Genomic DNA, 20,857 nt, shown 5'->3' on the forward strand with positions numbered 1-20,857 from the left:
CATCGCCGACAGTAACCGATCAAAACGATCGATTGGTACAATCGGGGTATGACCGACGTACTTCCGATCTCCGACGCCAAGAGCCAGCTCGGCGCGCTCGTCGACCGCGCGCACCTGATGCACGAGCCGGTCTTCCTGTCGCGCCGTGGTCAGCGCGTGGTCGCCATCGTCGACGCCGACGAGTTCGACCGCCTGCGCGAGCTCGCGGAAGACGCCGAGGATGCCGCCGCCGCGGTGGCGGCGCGTCGGGAAGCGGCGGAGACCGAATCCCTGCCCGTGCCCTGGGAGGAAGTGAAGGCCGAGCTGGGGCTCGCGTGACGTACCGGATCGAGATCGCCGCTGCCGCCCGGCGTCAGCTGCGGAAGCTGGATCCTCAAGCCCGCCGTCGGGTGCAGGCAGCCATCGAACTCCTCGCAGACGAACCACGCCCGCCGGCGGCGACCATGCTCATCAACAGCGACGGCGCCTGGCGGGTCCGCGTCGGCGACTACCGGGTGATCTACGACATCGAGGACGACCGGCTGATCGTCCTCGTCCTCGCCGCCGGACACCGCCGCGAGGTCTACCGCTGACGGAACCGACCCCCGTCGCGCATGAGACGGGGGCCGGGGTCGAGGGCGGCGTCAGCCGACGATCTTCCGTTCGTCGTACCAGGGGGCGAGCCGGCGTCGGAGGACCGAGATCAGGAACAGCGTCAGGTTCGCGATGATGACCATCACCACGACCATCGCGATCGCCTCGTCCATGCGGAACTGGTAGGCCGCGAACTCCAGCAGGTGCCCGAGGCCACCGGTCCCGCCGAGGAACTCGCCGAGCACCTCGCCCGTGAAGCCGAGCGCGGCGCCGCGCTGGATGCCGGAGAGGCTGTACGGCAGGGTCGCCGGGAAGATCACCTTCCACCCCAGCCCGATGCCCTTCGCGCCATACACCCGTGCGGCGTTCACGAGCGAGGGGTTCACGGTGACCGCGCCCTCCATCGTGTTCAGCAGGATCGGGAACACCGCGAGCAGGATCACCAGCGCGATCTTCGACTCGCTGCCGAGACCGAGGCCCAGGATGAACAGCGGTGCGAGCGCCACCTTCGGCGTGGAGTACAGCACCCACAGGAACGGCGCCACCATGAACCGCAGCACGGGCGACCAGCCCACCGCGAGCCCCACCACGACACCGACCACGATCGCGATCGCGAGGCCGATCAGCAGATTCGTGACGCTGAAGCCGAACGCCGCCCAGAACTCCGGGTCGACCATGAGCCGTCCGAACGCCACCGCGATGGCGCTGGGGGCGGGCAGGAACGCCGAGGGCACGAGCTGGAACCAGCTGACGGCGGCCTCCCAGACGAGAAGCACCGCGGCCACGACTCCGATCAGGAGCAGCGTCCACCGCCCCTCACCGGCGCGCACCACACGCCGCGGTCGCACGATCCGCACGGTGCCGGTTGCCGAGACGACGCTCATCGCTTGCCCTTCCTCGTCCACGGCGCGACCCCGCGCTCGATGGCCGTCACCACCTGCGTCATGCCGACGCTCCACACCACGACGAGCGCGATCGCCGCGAACGCCTGGTCGGTCTGATACGTGTTGGACGCCCGGATGATCAGCGCGCCCATGCCGCTCGACGAGCCGGCGAGCTCGGCCACGACCATGCCGATCGTCGCGAGCACGACCGCCTGCCGCAGCCCCGCGAACAGGAACGGGATCGTGGACGGCAGATACACGGAGCGGTACAGCCGCAGGCGGCTGGCGCCGTACACGCGGGCCGCGCGGATGATCGAGGGGTTCGTGGTGCGCATGCCCGCCGCGACGTTCAGCAGGATCGGGAAGATCGCGCTGATCGTGACGAGGAAGATGACCGGGCCGATGCCGAAGCCGAACCAGGCCTTCGCGAGCGGCTGGTACGCGATCGACGGGGTCGCGTAGATCGTCCACGCGATGGGACCCACCACCCGGTCGACCGGCAGCGAGGAGCCCATCAGCAGCCCCACCGGGATGCCGACGACCACGGCGAGCGCGAAGCCGGTCAGCCAGGCCTGCGCCGAGACGCCCGCGTTCGCGGCGAGGGAGCCGTTCGCGACGATCTCCCCGAAGCCCTGCGCGATGGACAGCGGCGGCGGGAGGAACACCGGGTTGATCCACCCGAGGACTCCGACCACGAGCTGCCACAGCAGCAGAAGCACCACGACCTCGACCGCGATCACCGCCGCCTTGCCGCGCGTGCTCAGCCCCGCGAGCCACGCGGCCGCTCCCCCGCGACCGAGGTTCGGCCCGCTGGCGAGGAGGGAGCTCATTTCGACACCGCGGCCGCTGTCGCCTCGCCCTCCAGCGCCTCCCAGAGGTGGTCGCGGAGTTCGAGGAAGCGCGGGTCGTGCTGCACGGAGCGCTCCGAGCGCGGGCGCTCGATGCCCGTGGTGATGATCTCCTTGATCGCACCGGGGTGGCTCTTGAACACCACGATGCGGTCGCCGAGCAGGATCGCCTCCTCGATCGAGTGCGTGATGAAGAGCACGGTCTTGCCCGTGGCCTCGATCAGCTTCTCGATCTCCTCCCGCATCACCTCGCGGGTGAGGGCGTCCACGGCGCCGAGCGGCTCGTCCATCAGCAGGATGCGCGGCTCGGCGACGAAGGCTCTGGCCAGCCCGACACGCTGCTGCATACCGCCGGAGAGCTCGCGCGGGTAGGAGGACTCGAAGCCCTTGAGGCCGACCATGTCGATCGCCTCCTGCACGCGGGCGCGCCAGTCGCCCGTGCGCACCCCCTTCTGCATCTCGAGTCCGAACTTCACGTTGTCGAACACGGTCCGCCAGGGCAGCAGCGCGTAGTCCTGGAAGACGACGGCCCTGTCGGGTCCAGGGCCGTCGACCTCCCGGCCGTCCACCAGGACGGACCCGGTGCTCGGCGCGACGAGGCCGGCGATGACGTTCATGAACGTCGTCTTGCCGCACCCCGACGGGCCGAGCACCGTGATGAACTCGCCCTCGAACACGTCGAGGTCGACGTTCTCGATGGCGACCAGCTTCTTCCCCGTGCGCGCCACGTCGTAGCTCACGGAGAGTCCGGTGACCGAGATCAGCGGATCCGTGGCGTCTCGTGCGGTGTCTTTCACGTCAGTCATCGTCGACCTCTCGTCTCGTGCCGCGCTCGGGTGCGCGGCTCTATCGCAGCTTAGGAAGCACCTCGGTGCCGAGGAGCTCGATCTGCTCGAAGAACCGATCGAACTTGAAGCGGAAGTCGAACACGAGGTGCTCGGTGCCGATCTCCTCGAAGCGCCTGATCTGGTCGACCGCCTCGTCGGGGCTGCCGACGATGAGCTGACCCTCCAGGTCCTCGACGGTCTCAAAGCTGCCGGACGGCGGCTTCACCGCGAACTTCGCCTTGTTGGCCCACGCGAGCAGACCGGGGATGTTCACGTGCTTGAGCGCCTCTTCGCGGGTGTCCTCGATGGAGGTGGGCGGGATGACGGCGATGGTCGGCATCGGCCGGCCGTTCTCGTCGGTCATCTCGCGCATGGTCTGGATGCGCTTCTCCATCGTGGCGAGGCCGGTGCGGCCGGGCATCCAGCCGTCCGCGAACTCCGCCGCGAGCCGGGCCGAGCGCGGCGTCGCGCCGCAGTACCAGAACGGGATGCGACCGCCGACCGGCTTCGGCTCGATCGTCACGTTCTCGAACGAGAAGATGCCGTCGTCGTAGGTGACGTCGTTCTCGGTGAACACGCGCTTGAGGATCTCCGCGTTCGAGCGCACCATCTCGACGCGGTCCAGGTCGCCCCAGCCGATCGCCTCGAACTCGTGGTCGAACGTGCCGGCGCCGAAGCCGAGGATGAGGCGCGGGCCGAGCAGCTGGGTCATCGTGCCGGCCATCAGCGCGGTCACCAGCGGGTGGCGGAACGGGATGAGGGAACCGGTGCCCAGCTCGATCTTCTCGGTCACGGCGCCGATCGCGGTCAGCGTGGTGAGGGCGTCGTAGAACGTGCGGTTCGGCTTCTCCATCTCGCCGTGCGGCTCGAACACCAGGTGATCGCGCACCCACACCGAGTCGAAGCCGAAGCTCTCGGCGAGCTTCGAGCCCTCCAGGAGCTTCTCCTTGCTCGCCTCCTCGCCGAAGTGCGGCAGCAGCAGTCCGAATTTCATGTCAGTTCCTCTCTGCGGCCAGTGCCGCCCTGTCTTCCGCCGAGGCGGCGAGCTTTCCGAAGGCGGGGTCGCCGACGACCTCGCGGTCCACGTACACGTCTTCTCCGCGCACGAGCGTGCGCTGGATGCGGGCACTGATGGTGCGCCCGTCGTACGGGGTCCAGCCGATCTTCGACAGCACGTCGTCGTTCGTGATGGTCCACTCGTCGGCGAGGTCGGCGATCACGATGTCCGCGTCCGCGCCGATCGTCAGGGAGCCCTTGACCCCCTCCAGCCCGAACTTCGCGGCCGGGATGTGGGCGACCATGTCGATCGCGCGCTGCAGGTCGAGCTCGCCCTTGTTCACGGCGTCGAGCATGAGCTCGTAGTAGTACTGGATGCCCGGGGTGCCCGTGTGCGAGCTCCACATCTTGGTCCAGCCGACCTCCTTCTCCTCACGCGTGTGCGGAGCGTGGTCGCTGGCGGCGATGTCGATCGTCCCGTCCCGCATGCCCTCCCACACGGCGGCGCGGTTGTCGTCGGGCACCCAGTAGCTGAGGGCGTAGGGACCGAGGGTCTCCACGTCGTCCCACGTGGACAGGAACGGCGCCCAGTGGTTGACCTCGCAGGTCACGTCGATGCCGTTCTGCTTGGCGCGGCGCACGGCCTCGATCGAGCGGCGCGTCTGGATGTGCGCGATGTGCACGGGGCAGCCGGAGGCCTCGGCGAGTCGCAGCACCACGTCGATCGCGGTGTCCCAGATGACGCCCTCGCGGGCGGCGTAGGCGGAGGCGTAGCCCTGCGGGGTGTTCTCGCCGCGGGCCAGGTAGGCGCCCTCGATGTAGTCCATGAGCGCCTGGTCGTGCGGGTGCACGATGAAGCGCTTCCCGGTCTGGGCGATGTGGTCCATGATCTCGAGCAGGTGCCCGTGGTCGTGGATGCCGGTGCCGGACGGGTGCGGGTAGTCGCGGCCGGTGTCGACGACCATGTAGATCTTGTAGGCGCGGATGCCGAGCTCGCTCATGCCCGCGATCTCGTCGAACTTGGTCGGCGCGGGGTTGTGGTTCCAGTCGACGATGGACGACTCCTCGTAGCGCCGGAACACGTCGGTCAGGGTCGCGACGTCGGTGGTCGGCGGCTTGAGGTTGGGCATGCCGAACATGGTGGTGACGCCGCCGGCCGCGGCCTGCAGGCTCGTGGTGTAGATGTCGTCCTTGTGCTCGTAGCCGGGCTCGCGGGTGTGCACGTGGACGTCGACCATGCCGGGCAGCACGAGCTTGCCGGTGGCGTCGATCGTGCGGTCGGCGGCGATGCCGGTGTCGGCGGCGACGATGCCGGCGACCTTGCCGTCGGCGATGAGCAGGTCGGCGACGACCGGTCCTGCCGGGGTGACGACGGTGCCGCCGGTGATCTTCAGATCCACGCTCATCGCGTGACCTCCTGTTTCTGAACGGATTCTGTCTGGATGGACTCGCCGATCGCGGGCGACGGCGTGGTCCGGTGGATGAGATGCGCGGGGCGCACGTAGCGGTCGAACCAGCCGACGATCACCGGCGTGGTCTGCTCCCAGTACGTGTCGTAGGCGGCGTAGTGGGTGGTGTGCCGCTGCATGATGAGCTGCTTCGGTCCGGCGGCGGCCTCGTACAGCGCCTCCGCATGGTCGGTCGGGGTGGTCGCATCGCCCTCCACGCCGATCACGAGCAACGGCGTGGTGAGCCGCGCGGCCGCGTCGAGCGGACGGTAGGCGATGATGCCCTCGGCGCACGCGAGCGGCACGGCGGAGGGGATGCGGTCGTCCACGTCCGCCTTGATGGTGGTGGCCCGGCGCTCAGCGGTGGGGATCATGATCTCCTCGCGCGGGTGCACGATGCGCCCCTCCCCCGTGGTGACGCGCTGGCGGCGGTCCTCGGCGAGGGCGTTCTGGAAGTCGAGCCACTCGTACTCGCTGCGCATGCGGTGCAGCCAGTCCTCGCCGTCGGCCACGGGCACCTGGCTCACGGCTGCCTTGATGCGCGGGTCGGCATCGGCGAGCAGCACGGCGTTGCCGCCGCCGGTGCCGCCCGTGCCGAAGACGCCGATGGCGTCGGCGATCACGTCATCGCGCGTGGTGAGGTAGGTGACCGCGTTCACGAGGTCCTGCAGCTGCCAGGCCGGGGAGAGGTAGCCGCGGTCGCCCTCGGAGTCGCCGAAGCCGCGGTAGTCGATCACGAGCACGGCGAAGCCGGCCTCGACGAGCGCCTCGTGGTAGCGGACGTAGAGCTTCGCGTCCTTGAGGCCGAGCCAGCCGGGACCCTGGACGATCGCGCGGTACGGGCCGTCGTGGTCGGGGGTCCGCCAGATGGCGGAGATGCGGGCGCCCTCGCTGAAGAACGAGACGGGTGTGGTCTGCATGGATTCCTCTCGGCTGAACGCGGCGTCGCGATCGGGCGATGTGCGCCGCGGCGGTGGGGCTTCTTCATCATGACCCATTTTGGATCCAGAATCCAGTATTGATTGGATCCAAAATCCGAGCTAGCATGGCCGCATCGCGCCGACCCGATTGGCCGGCGCCGGTGGTCCCGACCTGGACTGCGACCGTGCGCTCCTCTGCGCCCTCCCATCCACGTCCTCCGGAGAACCATGCCTGCCACCGTCCGCGCGCTCCGCGCCGCCCCCGTCCTCACGCTCGTCCTCGCCGCCGCTCTCGCGGGCTGCGCCGCCGGCACCGCCACGCCGCCGTCCGCAGAGCCGGTCACCCTCGACAACTGCGGCACCGAGGTCACCGTTGCCACCCCGCCTCAGCGCATCCTGACGGTCAAGTCGTCCACCCTCGAGCTCGTGCTCGCCCTCGGCGCCGGCGACCGCGTCATCGGCTCCGCGTTCACCGACGGCCCCCTGCCCGACGCTCTCGCGGCCGAGGGTGACGGCATCCCGTCCGTGTCGGACAAGGTGCCGTCGAAGGAGGCCGTGCTCGAACTCGAACCCGACCTCGTGTTCGCGGGGTGGGAGTCGAACTTCTCGATCGAGGGCGCCGGCGAGCGCGACGACCTGCAGCAGCTCGGCATCACCACCTATGTGGCGCCCGCCGCCTGCAAGGCTCCCGGCTACATGCCGGACCCGCTCACGTTCGACACCGTGTTCGACGGCTTCACCGAGGCCGGTGCCCTGCTCGGCGAGGAGGAGGCCGCGGCCGCCCTCGTCGCGGAGCAGCGCGCCGCGCTCGACGAGGTCGTGCCGGACGACCGGGGGCTGCGCGCCGTCTGGTATTCCTCGGGCACAGATCAGCCGTTCGTGGGCGCGGGCATCGGGGCGCCGCAGATGATCATGGCCGGCGCGGGGCTGGAGAACGTCTTCGCCGAGGTGGAGGACACCTGGACCTCGACCTCGTGGGAGCTGATCGCCGAGGCCGACCCCGATGTGATCGTGCTGGTGGACGCGGCCTGGAACACCGCCGCGTCGAAGAAGGAGCTGCTGGCGGCGAACCCGGTCACCGCGCAGCTCGACGCCGTGCGCGAGGAGCGCTACGTCGTGGTCGACTTCCCCGCCACCGAGGCCGGCATCCGCAACGTGGACGCCGTGGCCGCGATCGTGCAGCAGCTCGGGGAGCGATGAGCCTCGCCGCCCCCGCCCGCGCGGCCCTGCCCCTGGTCGCAGGGCGCCCGGCACGCACCCGCCGGCGCACCGTCCCCGCCCTCGCCGTGCTGCTGCTCGCACTCGCCGCGACCGTGGTGGCGGCGACCGCGATCGGCCCCGCGGCGATCACCCCGGCCGAGCTGGGGGCGAGCGTGTGGGCGCACCTGAGCGGCGCCGCGAGCGGGCTCACCCCGGTGCGCGACGCCATCATCTGGGAGGGGCGCGTACCCCGCGTGCTCACGGCTGCCGCGGTCGGCGGGGGCCTGGCGCTGTGCGGCGCGGTGATGCAGGCCCTCACCCGCAACCCGCTCGCCGACCCCTACCTGCTCGGGCTGTCCTCCGGGGCGTCGACCGGAGCCGTGATCGTGATCGTGCTCGGCGCCGCGGTGGCCTTGCCGTTCGCGGCGTTCGCGGGAGCCCTGCTGGCCCTCGCCCTCACTCTGGGCCTGTCCCGCGCCGCCGGCTCGGCCTCCCCCACCGCCGTGGTGCTCGCCGGTCTCGCGGTCTCCGCGGTGCTCGGCGCACTCACGAGTCTGGTGATCTTCTGGAGCGCCACGAACGACAGCTACCGCGAGATCCTCAGCTGGCTGCTCGGCTCGCTCGGCGGCGCCGACTGGGGCGATGCGACCCTCGCCGGCATCGCGGCCCTCGTGTGCGCGGTGCCGCTGCTCGCCGCCGCACGGCCGCTCGACAGCCTGGTGCTCGGCGACACCGCCGCCGAGGCGCTCGGCATCCCCGTCACCCGGCTGCGGGTGGCGCTGTTCGTCGTCACGGCCCTGCTCACCGGAGCCCTCGTCGCCGTCAGCGGCTCGATCGGCTTCGTCGGACTGATCCTGCCGCACGCCGTCCGTGCGATCGTCGGGGCGCGGCACCGTGCCCTGCTGCCGGTGTCCTTCCTCGCCGGCGCGGTGTTCCTGGTGTGGGCCGACACGATCGCCCGCACCGTGTTCGATCCGCGCGAGCTGCCGGTCGGCATCGTCACCGCCCTGATCGGCGGCCCGGCGTTCGCGATGCTGATGCTGCGCATGCGGAAGGCACGGCCATGAGCGGGCGTTCCGGCCTGGTGGTCCCGCCGGCGACCGCCGCGATGGTCGCCGCGCTCCCGGTGCCCGCACGAGGAGGGCGGCCTTGAGCGCGGGGCGGGGGCTCGACGCCCGGCGGCTGCGCTTCGCCCATGGGGACCGGCTCGTGATCGACGGCATGTACGTGACCGCACCGGGCGCCGCCGTGACCGCGCTGCTCGGGCCGAACGGCTCCGGCAAGAGCACGCTGCTGCGGCTGATCGCCGGGACGCTGCGTGGCGAGGTGGAATCCGTGGCGCTCGACGGCGTCTCCCTGCCGGGGCTCGGGCGACGGGCACGGGCACAGCGGGTGGCCCTCGTGGAGCAGGAATGGGCGGCCGCGGAAGGCATGACCGGACGGGACATCGTGGAGCTCGGGCGGCTCCCGCACCGCGGCTGGCTGTCGTTCGACGGTGCGGAGTCGGACACCGTGGTCACGGAGGAGGCGCTGGCCCGCGCGGGCGCCCTCCCCTTCGCCGACCGCGACGCCACGACACTCTCGGGCGGCGAGCGTCAGCGCGTGAACCTGGCCAGGGCGCTCGCGCAGCACCCGACGCTGCTGTTGTGCGACGAGCCCACCAACCACCTCGACATCCGCGCGCAGCTCGACGCCCTCGCGCTGCTGCGGGCCGTGGCCGGCGACGGCATGACCGTGATCGCCGCGTTGCACGACCTCAACCACGCCGCCGCCTTCGCCGACCGCGTCGTCGTGGTCGCCGACGGGCGGGTGCAGGCCGCGGGGACTCCGCAGGAGGTGCTGACGCGCGAGCTCATCGCCCGCGTGTGGCAGGTGGACGCGGAGGTACTGTCACGCCCCGGCAGCGACCGCCCGCTGATCGTGTTCGACCCCGACCACGCGCTCGTGCCCTGACGGGCGGCGGCGCCTCAGCTGACGCGCGGCGGCGGCGCCTCAGCGGACGCGCGGACGGAGGACGGCCACCGTGCGCAGGGCCCATCCGAACAGGATCGACAGGACGCCCATCCCCATCGCGAAGGCCGCGACGCCGAACGACACCACGGACGTGAACAGCGACGCGCGCAGGAACGACGCGTTCATCAGGGTCGCGCGCACCGGGTCGTCCATCTCGAGCTCCGCGTAGGTCTTGCCGTCGGACGCCTCCAGGGCGTGATGCTGGATGATGTCCGCCTGGACGTACGCGGTGAGCGGGCCGGCGACGGTCTGTCCCTGGAAGGCCATCGCGTCATCGGGGATGGTGATGTTCTCCGCGCGCAGCTGCGCCGACACCATGACCCACACGACGATGCCCGCCACGATCAGGACGATGCCGCCGATGATCCCGAGCACACCGATGATCCGTACGATCCTTCGCCGGCCGCCGTCCGAGTCGGACACGCCGTCCGTGGTCGCCGTCGCTTCGCTCATAGCCGTTCCCCCGCCTCGATGAATGCGCCTCCAGGCTAGGCCGCGGCCGCGTCCGGCCCACCGCCTTCGGGCCGGAAATAAGCCGGGTGAATTCCGCCGCGGACCGGGAGGGCCGCTCGAGCGGGCCGCCGCCTCAGCGAGAGTGCGGCGCGAGCGCGGCGTCGAGCGCATCACCCGCGAGCGCGGACGCGGCGTCCAGGTCCCGCATCCAGAGCGGGCGCACCGCGGTCGGGAGCCCCGCGGCCGCGAGCCCCGGCGCCAGCGCGGCGTCCTCGTCGGCGATCAGCCACGCATCGAGCAGCCCGCCCGCCGACCGTGCACCGTAGTGCCGACCGACGGCGTCCGCGGTGGCGGGGATGCCGACCGCGGCCAGGCACGCATCGGCCATGCCCCGGACCGGGCTGCCCGCGATGATCGGCGACACCCCGACCACGCGCCCGGGGGTCGCACGTACGGCCGCGGCGATGCCGGGCACCGCGAGGATCGGGCCGAGGGAGACCACGGGGTTCGAGGGGGCGAACAGCACGACGTCGGCCGCGGCGAGCGCCTCGCACACCCCGCGAGCCGGGGTCGCCCGCTCGATCCCCGGGTTGTCGAACCCCTGCGCGGGAACGGTCGCACGGTGCCGCGTCCACCACTCCTGGAAGTGCATCCGCCCCTGCGCGGTGAGGACGTGGGTGTCCACCTCGGCATCGGTCATCGGCAGCAGCGTCACGCCGAGAGGCCACCGCGACGCGAGCCGAGCGACGACCTCGGTGGGCGTGGCGCCGTCGCGCAGCCACCCGGTGCGGGCGATGTGCGCACCCAGGTCGAGGTCGCCGAGCGTGAACCACGGCCACCCGGCGCCCCAGGCGTGCAGTTCGGCGGCCACCCGCTCGGACTCTCCCGTGCGACCCCAGCCGCGAGTGGTGTCGTTCACCCCGGCCAGCGCGTAGAGCATCGAGTCCACGTCGGGCTGCAGTCGCAGGCCGCTCAGCCACAGGTCGTCGCCGGTGTTGGCGATCACGGTGAGCTCGGCCCGCGTGCCGCCGGTGCCGTCGGGCCAGCGCCGACGCGCCGCCGCCCGCACTCCGACCGTGAACTTTGCCCCGCCCACGCCGCCCGCCAGCACCACGACGCGCGGCGCCTCGGCCGCATCGGATGCGCGCCTCCCCCGGACCGCGGAGCCCGTGTCCGACTCGGGTGCGGTCGCCTCCGCCGCCCCCTCCCCACCGGACCGAGCCCTCATGAGGCGAGCACGAGCCGGGGATCGAGGAGTGCGGCGGTGCGCGGTCCGAGTCCGCACAGGCGGGCGCTGCGGAGGTGGTCGGCGTGGTCGAGGTCGCGCCGGAGCCCGCTGCGCACGGGGAAGCCGACCTCCGCGAAACCAGCCGTGCGGTGCGCGGCGGCGGAGCCTTCGCCGAAGCACGGCCGCAGTGGGACGTCCGCCCTGGCGGTCGCCAGCACGGTGCCGGTGCCCTCGGCGTCCGGCACGAACGCCCGCGGGTAGGCGGACGCGTAGTCGAGCGCCCTGCTCAGTTCGTCGGGCAGCAACGCGGGCAGGTCCCCGAGCAGCACGGCCCGCGGCAGCCGGGTCGGCGCCGCGGCGAGCCCCTGGTCGATGGCCGCCGTGAGACCGACTCCGCGGTCGCGGACGACGCGTACCCGGGGCACCGGCAGCAGCGCGGCCGCCGTCACCTCGTCGCTCGTCACCACCAGCACCTCGGCGACGCGCGGGCAGGCGGCCGCAGCCTCCACCGTGTCGAGCGCGATCGCCCGGGCGAGGGGCTCGCGGTCGACTCCGGGCAGCCGCAGCCGCGTCTTGCCCAGCTCCGCCCGCTTCACCGGGATCACGACCACCCACTCCCGTGCCGGGGCGTGGGGTGACGCCCCGACACGGAGACCGCCCGCCATGACCCGACCTCAGCCGCGCAGCCGGGGCGCGATGTCGCGCTCGAACAGCTGCAGGAAGCGGCGCTGGTCGTGACCGGGCGCGTGGAAGACGAGGTGGTTGAAGCCCCAGTCGATGTACTGCTGGATGTCCGCGGCGACGGCGTCCGGGTCGTTGCCGACGATCCAGCGCTTCGCGATGGTCTCCAGGGGCAGCGCGTCGGCGGCCTTCTCCATCTCGACCGGGTCGGTGATGTCGTGCTTCTGCTCCTTCGACAGCGACAGCGGCGACCAGAACCGGGTGTTCTCCAGCGCCGCCTCCCTGGTCTCCTCGTACGAGAGCTTGATCTCGATCATGCGGTCGTACGTGTCGAAGGAGCGCTCGGACTGCTCCAGGCCCTCCTTCACCGCCGGCAGCAGCTGGTCGACGTAGAGCTCCTGCCCCTTGCCCGACGTGCAGATGAAGCCGTCGCCCGCGCGGCCGGCGTAGCGCGCCACCATCGGGCCGCCCGCCGCGATGTAGATGGGGATGCCGCCCTCGGGCCGGTCGTAGATGGAGGCATCGTGCGTGGAGTAGTACTCGCCGTCGAAGCTCACACGGTCGCCGGACCACAGCGCGCGCATCAGCCGCACCGACTCGCGCAGCCGCGCGTACCGCTCCTTGAACTCGGGCCAGTCCTGCTCCCCGGCGCCGCGGAACCCGGTGGCGATCTCGTTGAGCGCCTCGCCCGAGCCGACCCCGAGGATGATCCGGTCCTGGTACAGGCAGCCGAGGCTCGCGAACGCCTGGGCGAGCACGGCCGGGTTGTAGCGGAACGTCGGGGTGAGCACGGAGGTGCCGATGCGGATGCTCGACGTGCGCTCGCCGACCGCCGCCATCCAGGTGAGGGAGAAGGGCGCGTGCCCTCCGGTGTGCCGCCAGGGCTGGAAGTGGTCGCTCGCGAACACGGACTGCATGCCGTGCGCCTCCGCCGCGACCGAGATCTCGACCAGCTCGCGCGGGTCGAACTGCTCGGCGCTGGCCTTGTATCCGAGGGTCAGTGTCATGTCGCATCCTTCTGTTCGGGTGGGGAGAGTTCGGCGCGGGCGGCGGCGTAGCCGTCCCGGTAGCCCTGGTCGAGCGCCTCGGCGGTGCCCAGCCAGAAGAGGTCACGGTCGGGGGCGCGCACGATGCTCGCCGCCCCGAGGAGGTCGAGGGAGCCGACCAGGTCGCCGCGGCCACGGACGACCGCGACCGGGTTGCCGCTGGCCTTGCCCTTGACGAGGTCAGCGGCCGCGGCGAGCTCGTCCGCGACGCACGGCGTGGTCACGCTGAGCACCTTGCCGGCCTGGTCGGTGGTGCCGCGGAGGTCGGCGACCACGTGCACGCCGCCGCCGCCGATCGCGACGTCGGTCTGCCCCTCGCGCCACGGTCGGCCGAGGGTGTCGCTGAGGAGCACCCCGACCTCGGCGCCGGTCGCGGTGCGGAGCCCTGCGGCGAGCGCACGGGCCGAGCGGTCCGGGTCCTCCGGCAGCAGCAGCACCCAGCCGTCCGGGGTGTTGCTGGCGTCGACGCCGGCCGCCGCGGCGACCATGCCGAGGCGGTTCTCGACGATGCGCATGGTGTGCCCGTCGTGGGTGCGGGAGGCGACGAGACGCACGGTCTCGGCGGTGATCGCGGCCTCCCGGTCAGCGGCCTGCACGTAGCGGCCCTCCGCCTTGGAGACGATCTTGGAGGTGACGACGAGGATGTCGCCGTCCCTCAGCTCGACGCCGGTGGCGAGGATCAGGGCGACCAGGTCGTCGCCCGGCCGCACCTCGCCCATCCCGGTCAGGGCGAACACGCTGAGCGCCTGGCCGGTCATGCGCGCACCTTCGGGAGCACGTCGCGACCGAAGACCTCGAGCCATTCGCGCTGGTTGGGGCCGACGTTGTGCAGGTAGATGCGGGTGAAGCCGAGGTCGGCGTAGCGCTGGATCTGCGCCCGGTGCACGTCGGGGTCGGCCGAGATGAGCATGGACGCGCGCAGGTCATCCGGGGTGACCCCGCGCACGAGCTGCTCGAAGTCGTAGGGCGAGCGCACGTCGCCCCGGCGCATGCGCAGCGCGGCGATGGGCCATTCGGCGTGGGCGTTCGCGAGCGCCTGCTCCTCGGTCGGCGCCCAGGAGAGCGGCAGCTGCAGCACGCGGGGCAGCGCGTCGACGTCGCGCCCTGCCTCTCTCGCGCCCTCCGCGAAGCGCGCGAGCAGTGGCGCGAGGCGTTCGACCTCGGCGGCGACCGTGATCAGGCCGTCGGCGTTGCGGCCGGCGCGACGGGCGGTGACGGGACCCGCGGTGGCGACGAACACCGGCGGAGCGGCCGGCGGCATGGTCCACAGCCGGGTCGACTCCATGCGGTAGTGCTCGCCGCGGTGGCGGGTGTCGCGACCGGCGAGCGAGGCCGTGAAGAGCTTGCGGATGAGGTCGACGGCTTCGAACATGCGGTCGATGCGCTCGGCCGGCTCCGGCCAGTAGGCGCCCGTGATGTGCTCGTTGAGTGCGTCGCCCGAGCCGACCCCGAGCCAGGTGCGACCGGGGTAGAGCGTGGCCAGGGTGGCGGCGGCCTGTGCGACGACGGCCGGGTGCGTGCGGAACCCTGGCGTGGTGACGCCGGGGCCGAGTTCGCCCGTGGTGTGCGCGCCGATCGCGCCGAGCATGGTCCACACGTGCGCGGAGGCGCGGTGCCGCGGCAGCCACGGCTGGAAGTGGTCGGTGGCCATGATGCCGCGGAAGCCGTGGGCCTCGGCGGCGATGCAGTTCTCGATGACGGCGGAGGGCTCGACCTGCTCCAGCATCGCGGCGTACCCGATGTGCATGGCCCCTCCTCTCGCGTCGTCGCTGCTTCTATTGAATGGATACTGGATCCAAAAGTCAAGGAGTGGGTTGTGCGAGCCCCGCACGGCATGCAGGAGATCTCATGAAATGAAGGAGTGCCTGGGGAATGGAGTCCCTCAATTCGCGAGATCTCCTTCATTCGCGGGGCCGACGGACGCCGCGCTCAGGGTTTCAGCCCTGTCGAGCGGCCCGCGCTCAGCTCTTCACACGAGCCCGGCGCCGCTGCACCGCGAGCGTGGTCGTCGCGGATTCCTCCCCGCCGTCCAGAGGCACCGCGGCCAGAGTGGGAACCCCTGCGGCGACCGGCTTGCGCGTGCGGCCGATCGCCCGGCGGGACAGCGCCCACTGCAGGCCGTAGCCGATCGCGAACACCATGAGCGTGAAGATCAGCGCCATCGCGGCGCCCTGATCCGGGGCGTACAGCTGCGCCGAGCGCGGGTTGATCATGGCGTAGATGTACATCGACAGCGGCCGGGACGAAGGCGTCGCCAGGAACGCCGGCAGCGTGAACTCGTTCGTGCCGAGGATGAACATCTGGATCCACACGGCCATCACGGTCGGCATCAGCAGCGGCGCGATGATGCGCCGGAAGCCCTGGAACCGGCTCGCCCCGCTCGTGAGCGCCGCCTCCTCCAGCTCCGGCCGGATCTGCAGCGTCGCGCTGTACGACGAGCGGTAGGCGATCGAGACCCGGTAGGAGTACGCGATCACGAGCGCCAGCAGCGTCCCGGCCAGCGGGATGTAGGGGTTGATGACCATGAACGTGAGGAACATCGCGAACCCGGCGATGGTCGCGGGGATCGCGACGGACGACGACGCGAACAGGTCGAGCGCCTTCACCCACCCGGTCTTCCTGCTGCGCGCGATCCCGTAGGCGAGCACGGTCGCGAACACCACCGCGATCGTGGCGCTGCCGCCCGCGATGAGCACGGTGCGCCCGAGCGACACCCAGAACTCGGAGTCGGCGAGCACCACCCCGAACGCCCCGAAGTCGGTGCGGTTCAGCATGGCGTCGAGCGAGAACGCCACCGGGTACGGCGTGATCGCGGCCCACAGCAGCGCCAGCAGCGGCAGGACGCCCGTGAGCAGCACGAACACCGCCACCAGCACCATGACCGGGATCTTCCACGGGCCCATGCGCATGGTCGACGGACGGAAGCCCTTGCCCGAGACCGACGCGCGGCGCTCGGCGTTGCGCGTGGCACGGAGGTAGATGGCGAACGCGATGGTCGTGATCACGAGGAACACCAGGCCCCACGCGGCGGCGAGGCCGTACTGCGGGAGCTCCCCCGCGTTCGAGCTGATGAGCGTCCACAGCTTGAGGGCGAAGATGCTGCGCCCCGACTCCTGCCCGAACAGCAGCGGCACCTCCAGGCTGCCGAGCCCCAGGATGAACGTCAGCACGGTCACCCCGAGCAGCCCGGGCCACAGCATCGGCAACGTGACCCGGCGCAGGGTCTGCGGCCAGGAGGCCCCGGAGACGCGCGCGGACTCCTCCAGCGAGCCGTCCATGTTGGTGAGGATCGGCACGATCATCAGGTACGGGAAGGTCACGTTGGTGAGCGCCTGGATGAAGATCATCGTCGGGAACGCGTACGGGTCGATCGGGACGTCGCTCGCGAACGGCAGCAGTCGCAGCAGCTGGTTCAGCACGCCCGACTCGGGCGACAGCATCAGCAGGTACGCCTGCGCCTTCACGATCGGCGGGATGATGTACGGCACGATCACGAGGACGGAGATCAGCCGCCGCCACGGCGCATCCGTGCGGACCGTGATCCAGGCGAGGCAGAACGCCATCAGCAGCGTGAGCAGGGTCGAGCCGCCGACGAACGCGCCGGTGGCGCCGAGCACGCCCCAGAAGTCCTCGCGCAGCTGCCACAGGGTGACGAAGTTCTCGACGCCCCACTGCGCCGAGGAGACGCCGAACGGCAGGAACGGACCTCGGAACGCGGTGATCACCTGCACGATCAGCGGCACCGCGAGAAGGATGAAGATGACTGCCCCGGAGACGACCATGGCGATCGTCATCGATGTGGGGCGCCGACGCCCCGGGGTCCGTCCTGCCTGGAACATCACTATCCGTTCAGTGCCTTGTCGGCGGCGTTGATCATCGCCTGCCAGTCGTCACGGGTGTCCTGCGTCTCGGTCTCGGCACCGCTGTCCAGGCCGAGGAGCAGCGCGTCCGCGTTGGTCTTCATCAGCCCCGTCGCCTCGGCGAAGGTCGCGGCGGGCAGTCCCGCGAAGGGCACCTGCGTGCTGGCGAACCGCTCATCCGTCATGCGCAGTGTGATCCAGTCCGGGTCGAACGCGTTCCACAGGGTCCACAGCGCCGCGCCCGGCTTGTTCTTCGCGTCGGAGTTCACGCCGGAGAACTGCGCCCACACGCCGGAGTGCTCGAACGGCGCCACCTGGAGCGAGGGGTTCGGGTTGAACAGGGTCTGGTTGAGCGCCACGGGCACGTCGCCGCTCGACAGGGGTGCGCCCTGGTCCTCCAGCAGCTTCATGGTGCCGGAGGAGAGCAGCTCGTCGATCAGGGAGAGCATCGCGTCCTCGCCTTCGGCCATGCCGTAGCCGGCGAAGACCACGGCGTTGTAGCCGGCGACCGAGACCTTGCCCTCGTACTCGGGGGCGAGCAGGCCGTCGAGGGTCTCCGGCACCGCGGCGACCTTGTCGGTGTTGTACTGCAGGAGCGACCCGTTGATGCTGTCGGGCATGAGCTCGGGGGCGCCGATCGTGAGGTACTCCTCCGGCACGCCGAAGCTCGCCCAGTCGACCTTCTCCCAGAAGCCCTCGTCGTACATCGCGGCCATCGAGGTGATGGAGCCGGAGACCACGTCGGTGTTGCGCGAGCCGGTGGCCTTGGCGGAGATGATCGCCGAGGACAGGTTGTAGGTCAGGCCCCTGGTCTCGACGGTGATGTCGGGGAAGCGCTCGTTGAACTGGGCGATCACGTCGGGCGACAGCTCGTACCAGTCCCAGATGACGAGGGTGCCGCCGTCCTCCTTCTTCGCCTGCTCGTAGAGGGCGTCGAGCTGCGTGTCGATCTCGGGCCAGTAGTCGTCGTAAAAGTTCTCGCAGCGGGTGATGGCACCCACGTCGACGGCGTCGCAGACGGCGGAGGCGGCGTCGCCCTTCAGCGTGCTCTCCCCGTCGCCGGCTTCGGCCTGCGTGCCGCATCCGCTCAGGGCGAGGGCGACGACCGCCGCTCCGGCGACGGCTCCCAGTGTTCTCTTCATGTTCTGGATGTCCTCTCTGACATCAGTGCGTGATTCGGGTGTGGTGCGGGTGTGCGTCATGCGGCCAGCACGCGGCAGGCGTGCGGGACCAGTTCGAGGAAGACCCTGCCGCCCTCGGGGGGTGTCTGCAGCGGCGCGCCGCGGCCGACGATCGTGCCGACGACCTCGCCGCCCGCGAGCACCTCGGCGTCGTACTCGACGATCTCGCCGAGGAACTCCACGCGGGTGATGCGCACGGGCAGCACGTTGGCGCGGTCGACGGCGGTCTCGTGCCAGCGCACGGTCTCCGGGCGGAACGTCAGCGTGACCTCGTCCCCCGCGGCGACACCGTCCGGCACCGGCGTGACGAGCCGCGTGCCCAGGGCCTCGACCACCGCGTCTCCCGCGCCGTCGCGCTCGACGACCACCGCGGGGACCATGTTCACGCGACCCACGAAGTCGGCGACGAAACGGTCGGCCGGCTGGTCGTACAGCTCGCGGGGCGCCGCCTCCTGCACGATCCGGCCGCCGTTCATCACGGCCACGCGGTCGGACATCGACAGGGCCTCGGACTGGTCGTGCGTGACGTACAGCGCGCTGATGCCGAGCGAGCGCTGCAGGCTCCGCAGCTCGTTGCGCATGGTGTCGCGCAGCTTGGCGTCGAGGTTCGACAGCGGCTCGTCGAGCAGCAGCAGGCGCGGGCGGTGCGCGAGGGCCCTGGCGAGTGCGAGCCGCTGCTGCTGGCCGCCGGAGAGCGCGGTGGCGGGGCGCTGCGCGAGGTGGTCGAGCTGCACGAGCTCGAGCGCCTCCATCGCGCGCTTCTTCGCCTCCTGCTTGGGCAGGCGGGAGCCGGACACCTGGAGCGGGAAGACGGCGTTGGCGAAGACCGTCATGTGCGGCCAGATGGCGTAGTTCTGGAACACCATGCCGATGTCGCGCTTGTCGGGCGACACGTGCTGGGTGCCGGTGGAGAGCACGCCGCCGTCGAGGGAGATGAGGCCGCCGTTGCTGCGTTCGAGTCCGGCCACGCAGCGCAGCGTGGTGGTCTTGCCGCAGCCGGACGGACCGAGGAGGGAGTAGAACATCCCGGGCTCGATGGTGAACGTGACGTCCTTGACCACGGGGACGGCCGCGCCGTCGAGCTCGTAGTCCTTCTTCAGGCCGTCGACGACGAGTCGTCCGCCTCCGGAGTCCGCGGTCATCACTGCCCTCTCCTGAGAGTCTGTTCTGGATTCTGGATCCATAATTGTCGCTGCCATCATCGTCCCTCTCTCGTCGTCGCCGCCACTGGCTGCGGCGGAGCGGCCGGTGCGCCCCAGGGCCGCGGCTTCACGAAGAACAGCACCACCAGAGCGCACACCCCGAAGGCCACGGCCGACAGCAGCAGCGACTGCGACATCGCGCGCGCCAGTCCCGCTCCGTCCTCGTCGGACAGCACGCTGCCCGGGTGGATCGCGCCGGGCACGAACCCGCGGATCTGCGCGGCCAGGGTCACGTTCATCAGCACGGCCAGCAGCGCCGAGCCGATCACCGAGCCCATCTGCCTCGTCGTGGAGTAGACACCGGACCCCGCGCCCGCCTGGGTGTGCGGGAGGTTGCGCGTGGCGGTCGACGCCAGCGGGCCGAACATGCCGGACACCCCGACGCCGAGCAGCGCGGACGGCAGCAGCAGCAGCCAGAACGGCGCCTCCAGCGTCATGGTCGCGGCGTACCAGACCATCGCGACCGCCGAGATCACGAACGCTGCGAACGTCACCCAGCGCGGTCCGACCCGGTCGCTGAGCCTGCCGACGAACGGTCCGAGCACACCGGAGACGACCGCCATCGGCGCGAGCATGAGCGCCGCGAGCGTCGGATCGAGGCCGCGCGCGACCTGGAAGTAGAAGGCGAGCGGCACGGGCATCGCGGTGATGCCGACTCCCACCAGGAAGATCGTGGCGTTCGCGACGGAGAAGTTGCGGTCGCGGAACAGGGGCAGCGGCATGAGCGGCTCGGCGCGGTTGAAGCGCTGCCAGAGCACGAACAGCACGAGCAGGACGACCCCCGCGGCGATCAGCCCCCACACCGTGACGGGTCCGGCGATCACGCCCCAGTCGTACACCTCGCCCTCCTGCAGCCCGAAGACGAGGAGGAAGAGCCCGCCGCCGGAGAGGATCACGCCCAGCAGGTCGAACCGGTGCGGGTGCCCCTCCAGGTCCGGCACCAGCCGCCAGGCGACGACGAACGCCGCGATGCCGACCGGCACGTTCACGAAGAAGATCCACTCCCACCCGACGGTGTCGGTGAGCACGCCGCCGAGGATCGGCCCGACGAGCGTCGCGAGACCGCCCACGGCACCCCAGGCGCCCATCGCCTGCCCGCGTCCGCGGGGAGGGAACACCCGGGCGATGATCGCCATGGTCTGCGGGGTCATCAGCGCGGCGCCGAAGCCCTGCACCGCCCTCGCAGCGATGAGCATCTCGATGCTGCCGGCCAGGCCGCACGCGAGCGAGGCCAGCGTGAACAGCACCAGGCCCGCGAGATACACGCGCTTGGGGCCGAACCGGTCGCCGAGGCGGCCCGTGACCAGCAGCGGCACCGCGTACGCCAGGAGGTAGGCGCTGGTGACCCAGATGACCGTCGTGAGGTCGGCGTCGAACGCCGCGAGGATCACCGGGTTGGCGATGGCCACGATCGTCGTGTCCACGAGGATCATGAAGAAGCCGATGCACAGGGCCCACAGGGCGGGCCACGGCCGGACTGTCTGCGTCATGAGCTGC

Annotated in this window: 21 protein-coding genes; 5 read left to right on the forward strand and 16 right to left on the reverse strand. The window is 71.1% G+C overall.

What is annotated here, in order from left to right:
• Nucleotides 1–48: 48 nt before the first annotated feature.
• Both M3C17_RS07445 and M3C17_RS07450 read left to right on the forward strand, forming a co-directional pair.
• Nucleotides 49–318, forward strand: a complete 270-nt coding sequence (locus M3C17_RS07445) for a type II toxin-antitoxin system Phd/YefM family antitoxin (protein ID WP_259977001.1) — start codon at nt 49–51, stop codon at nt 316–318.
• Complete coding sequence (locus M3C17_RS07450) at nt 315–572, forward strand: type II toxin-antitoxin system RelE/ParE family toxin (protein WP_259977002.1); 258 nt, start codon at nt 315–317, stop codon at nt 570–572. Before M3C17_RS07445 ends, M3C17_RS07450 begins: the two co-directional genes overlap by 4 nt.
• 51 nt (nt 573–623) lie before the next feature.
• On the opposite strand, the gene M3C17_RS07455 is transcribed toward M3C17_RS07450, so the two are convergent.
• The 6 genes from M3C17_RS07455 to M3C17_RS07480 are packed head-to-tail and all read right to left on the reverse strand — an operon-like array spanning nt 624 to nt 6,496.
• Nucleotides 624–1,457 carry an ABC transporter permease gene (locus M3C17_RS07455; protein WP_259977003.1) on the reverse strand — a complete coding sequence of 278 codons (834 nt, stop codon included), beginning with the start codon at nt 1,455–1,457 and terminating at the stop codon, nt 624–626.
• Nucleotides 1,454–2,287, reverse strand: coding sequence for an ABC transporter permease (locus tag M3C17_RS07460; protein ID WP_259977004.1), 834 nt, complete (start codon nt 2,285–2,287; stop codon nt 1,454–1,456). Before M3C17_RS07460 ends, M3C17_RS07455 begins: the two co-directional genes overlap by 4 nt.
• On the reverse strand, nt 2,284–3,111 hold the full coding sequence (locus M3C17_RS07465) for an ABC transporter ATP-binding protein (protein ID WP_259977005.1): 828 nt from the start codon (nt 3,109–3,111) through the stop codon (nt 2,284–2,286). Before M3C17_RS07465 ends, M3C17_RS07460 begins: the two co-directional genes overlap by 4 nt.
• Nucleotides 3,112–3,151: 40 nt before the next feature.
• Nucleotides 3,152–4,126 carry an LLM class flavin-dependent oxidoreductase gene (locus tag M3C17_RS07470; protein ID WP_259977006.1) on the reverse strand — a complete coding sequence of 325 codons (975 nt, stop codon included), beginning with the start codon at nt 4,124–4,126 and terminating at the stop codon, nt 3,152–3,154.
• Nucleotide 4,127: 1 nt separating this feature from the next.
• Nucleotides 4,128–5,534: a dihydroorotase family protein gene (locus tag M3C17_RS07475; RefSeq protein ID WP_259977007.1), complete on the reverse strand. Its 1,407-nt coding sequence runs from the start codon at nt 5,532–5,534 to the stop codon at nt 4,128–4,130.
• On the reverse strand, nt 5,531–6,496 hold the full coding sequence (locus M3C17_RS07480; protein ID WP_259977008.1) for an alpha/beta hydrolase: 966 nt from the start codon (nt 6,494–6,496) through the stop codon (nt 5,531–5,533). Before M3C17_RS07480 ends, M3C17_RS07475 begins: the two co-directional genes overlap by 4 nt.
• Nucleotides 6,497–6,724: 228 nt before the next feature.
• Between M3C17_RS07480 and M3C17_RS07485 the strand changes: the two genes are divergently transcribed.
• From M3C17_RS07485 to M3C17_RS07495, 3 genes are all read left to right on the forward strand, one after another.
• Nucleotides 6,725–7,696 (forward strand): putative F420-0 ABC transporter substrate-binding protein, encoded by a 972-nt coding sequence (locus M3C17_RS07485; protein WP_259977009.1) that lies wholly within the window; start codon nt 6,725–6,727, stop codon nt 7,694–7,696.
• A complete protein-coding gene (locus M3C17_RS07490; RefSeq protein ID WP_259977010.1) occupies nt 7,693–8,763 on the forward strand; it encodes a putative F420-0 ABC transporter permease subunit in 1,071 nt (356 codons plus the stop codon). The genes M3C17_RS07485 and M3C17_RS07490 overlap by 4 nt, the downstream gene beginning before the upstream one ends.
• Nucleotides 8,764–8,845: 82 nt before the next feature.
• Nucleotides 8,846–9,649 (forward strand): ABC transporter ATP-binding protein, encoded by an 804-nt coding sequence (locus M3C17_RS07495; protein WP_259977011.1) that lies wholly within the window; start codon nt 8,846–8,848, stop codon nt 9,647–9,649.
• A gap of 39 nt (nt 9,650–9,688) precedes the next feature.
• On the opposite strand, the gene M3C17_RS07500 is transcribed toward M3C17_RS07495, so the two are convergent.
• The 10 genes from M3C17_RS07500 to M3C17_RS07545 all read right to left on the reverse strand — a co-directional run bounded on the left by M3C17_RS07500 (nt 9,689) and on the right by M3C17_RS07545 (nt 20,850).
• Entirely contained in the window at nt 9,689–10,162 is a 474-nt protein-coding gene (locus tag M3C17_RS07500; protein ID WP_259977012.1) for an aromatic ring-opening dioxygenase LigA, read from the reverse strand.
• Nucleotides 10,163–10,295: 133 nt separating this feature from the next.
• Nucleotides 10,296–11,390 carry a 2-phospho-L-lactate transferase gene (cofD, locus tag M3C17_RS07505; protein ID WP_259977013.1) on the reverse strand — a complete coding sequence of 365 codons (1,095 nt, stop codon included), beginning with the start codon at nt 11,388–11,390 and terminating at the stop codon, nt 10,296–10,298.
• Nucleotides 11,387–12,055: a 2-phospho-L-lactate guanylyltransferase gene (gene cofC / locus M3C17_RS07510; RefSeq protein ID WP_259977014.1), complete on the reverse strand. Its 669-nt coding sequence runs from the start codon at nt 12,053–12,055 to the stop codon at nt 11,387–11,389. Before cofC ends, cofD begins: the two co-directional genes overlap by 4 nt.
• A gap of 9 nt (nt 12,056–12,064) precedes the next feature.
• A complete protein-coding gene (gene fgd, locus M3C17_RS07515) occupies nt 12,065–13,078 on the reverse strand; it encodes a glucose-6-phosphate dehydrogenase (coenzyme-F420) (RefSeq protein WP_259977015.1) in 1,014 nt (337 codons plus the stop codon).
• A complete protein-coding gene (cofE, locus tag M3C17_RS07520) occupies nt 13,075–13,875 on the reverse strand; it encodes a coenzyme F420-0:L-glutamate ligase (protein ID WP_259977016.1) in 801 nt (266 codons plus the stop codon). The genes fgd and cofE overlap by 4 nt, the downstream gene beginning before the upstream one ends.
• Complete coding sequence (locus M3C17_RS07525) at nt 13,872–14,864, reverse strand: TIGR03557 family F420-dependent LLM class oxidoreductase (RefSeq protein WP_259977017.1); 993 nt, start codon at nt 14,862–14,864, stop codon at nt 13,872–13,874. Before M3C17_RS07525 ends, cofE begins: the two co-directional genes overlap by 4 nt.
• 214 nt (nt 14,865–15,078) lie before the next feature.
• Nucleotides 15,079–16,911: an iron ABC transporter permease gene (locus M3C17_RS07530; protein WP_259977018.1), complete on the reverse strand. Its 1,833-nt coding sequence runs from the start codon at nt 16,909–16,911 to the stop codon at nt 15,079–15,081.
• Between the two features lie 47 nt (nt 16,912–16,958).
• Entirely contained in the window at nt 16,959–18,119 is a 1,161-nt protein-coding gene (locus M3C17_RS07535; protein WP_259977019.1) for an ABC transporter substrate-binding protein, read from the reverse strand.
• 56 nt (nt 18,120–18,175) lie between these two features.
• On the reverse strand, nt 18,176–19,300 hold the full coding sequence (locus M3C17_RS07540) for an ABC transporter ATP-binding protein (protein WP_259977020.1): 1,125 nt from the start codon (nt 19,298–19,300) through the stop codon (nt 18,176–18,178).
• Between the two features lie 56 nt (nt 19,301–19,356).
• Nucleotides 19,357–20,850, reverse strand: coding sequence for a DHA2 family efflux MFS transporter permease subunit (locus M3C17_RS07545; protein ID WP_259977022.1), 1,494 nt, complete (start codon nt 20,848–20,850; stop codon nt 19,357–19,359).
• Between the last annotated feature and the right edge of the window lie 7 nt (nt 20,851–20,857).

Origin of the sequence: Microbacterium sp. p3-SID336, assembly GCF_025143365.1 — a bacterium.
Classification (GTDB): domain Bacteria; phylum Actinomycetota; class Actinomycetes; order Actinomycetales; family Microbacteriaceae; genus Microbacterium.

Coding starts and splice junctions, on each gene's coding strand:
- M3C17_RS07445 (WP_259977001.1), top strand. CDS start 49: ATGACCGACGTACTTCCGATCTCCGACGCCAAGAGCCAGCTCGGCGCG.
- M3C17_RS07455 (WP_259977003.1), bottom strand. CDS start 1,457: ATGAGCGTCGTCTCGGCAACCGGCACCGTGCGGATCGTGCGACCGCGG.
- M3C17_RS07460 (WP_259977004.1), bottom strand. CDS start 2,287: ATGAGCTCCCTCCTCGCCAGCGGGCCGAACCTCGGTCGCGGGGGAGCG.
- M3C17_RS07465 (WP_259977005.1), bottom strand. CDS start 3,111: ATGACTGACGTGAAAGACACCGCACGAGACGCCACGGATCCGCTGATC.
- M3C17_RS07470 (WP_259977006.1), bottom strand. CDS start 4,126: ATGAAATTCGGACTGCTGCTGCCGCACTTCGGCGAGGAGGCGAGCAAG.
- M3C17_RS07475 (WP_259977007.1), bottom strand. CDS start 5,534: ATGAGCGTGGATCTGAAGATCACCGGCGGCACCGTCGTCACCCCGGCA.
- M3C17_RS07480 (WP_259977008.1), bottom strand. CDS start 6,496: ATGCAGACCACACCCGTCTCGTTCTTCAGCGAGGGCGCCCGCATCTCC.
- M3C17_RS07485 (WP_259977009.1), top strand. CDS start 6,725: ATGCCTGCCACCGTCCGCGCGCTCCGCGCCGCCCCCGTCCTCACGCTC.
- M3C17_RS07490 (WP_259977010.1), top strand. CDS start 7,693: ATGAGCCTCGCCGCCCCCGCCCGCGCGGCCCTGCCCCTGGTCGCAGGG.
- M3C17_RS07500 (WP_259977012.1), bottom strand. CDS start 10,162: ATGAGCGAAGCGACGGCGACCACGGACGGCGTGTCCGACTCGGACGGC.
- cofD (WP_259977013.1), bottom strand. CDS start 11,390: ATGAGGGCTCGGTCCGGTGGGGAGGGGGCGGCGGAGGCGACCGCACCC.
- cofC (WP_259977014.1), bottom strand. CDS start 12,055: ATGGCGGGCGGTCTCCGTGTCGGGGCGTCACCCCACGCCCCGGCACGG.
- fgd (WP_259977015.1), bottom strand. CDS start 13,078: ATGACACTGACCCTCGGATACAAGGCCAGCGCCGAGCAGTTCGACCCG.
- cofE (WP_259977016.1), bottom strand. CDS start 13,875: ATGACCGGCCAGGCGCTCAGCGTGTTCGCCCTGACCGGGATGGGCGAG.
- M3C17_RS07525 (WP_259977017.1), bottom strand. CDS start 14,864: ATGCACATCGGGTACGCCGCGATGCTGGAGCAGGTCGAGCCCTCCGCC.
- M3C17_RS07530 (WP_259977018.1), bottom strand. CDS start 16,911: ATGACGATCGCCATGGTCGTCTCCGGGGCAGTCATCTTCATCCTTCTC.
- M3C17_RS07535 (WP_259977019.1), bottom strand. CDS start 18,119: ATGAAGAGAACACTGGGAGCCGTCGCCGGAGCGGCGGTCGTCGCCCTC.
- M3C17_RS07540 (WP_259977020.1), bottom strand. CDS start 19,300: ATGACCGCGGACTCCGGAGGCGGACGACTCGTCGTCGACGGCCTGAAG.
- M3C17_RS07545 (WP_259977022.1), bottom strand. CDS start 20,850: ATGACGCAGACAGTCCGGCCGTGGCCCGCCCTGTGGGCCCTGTGCATC.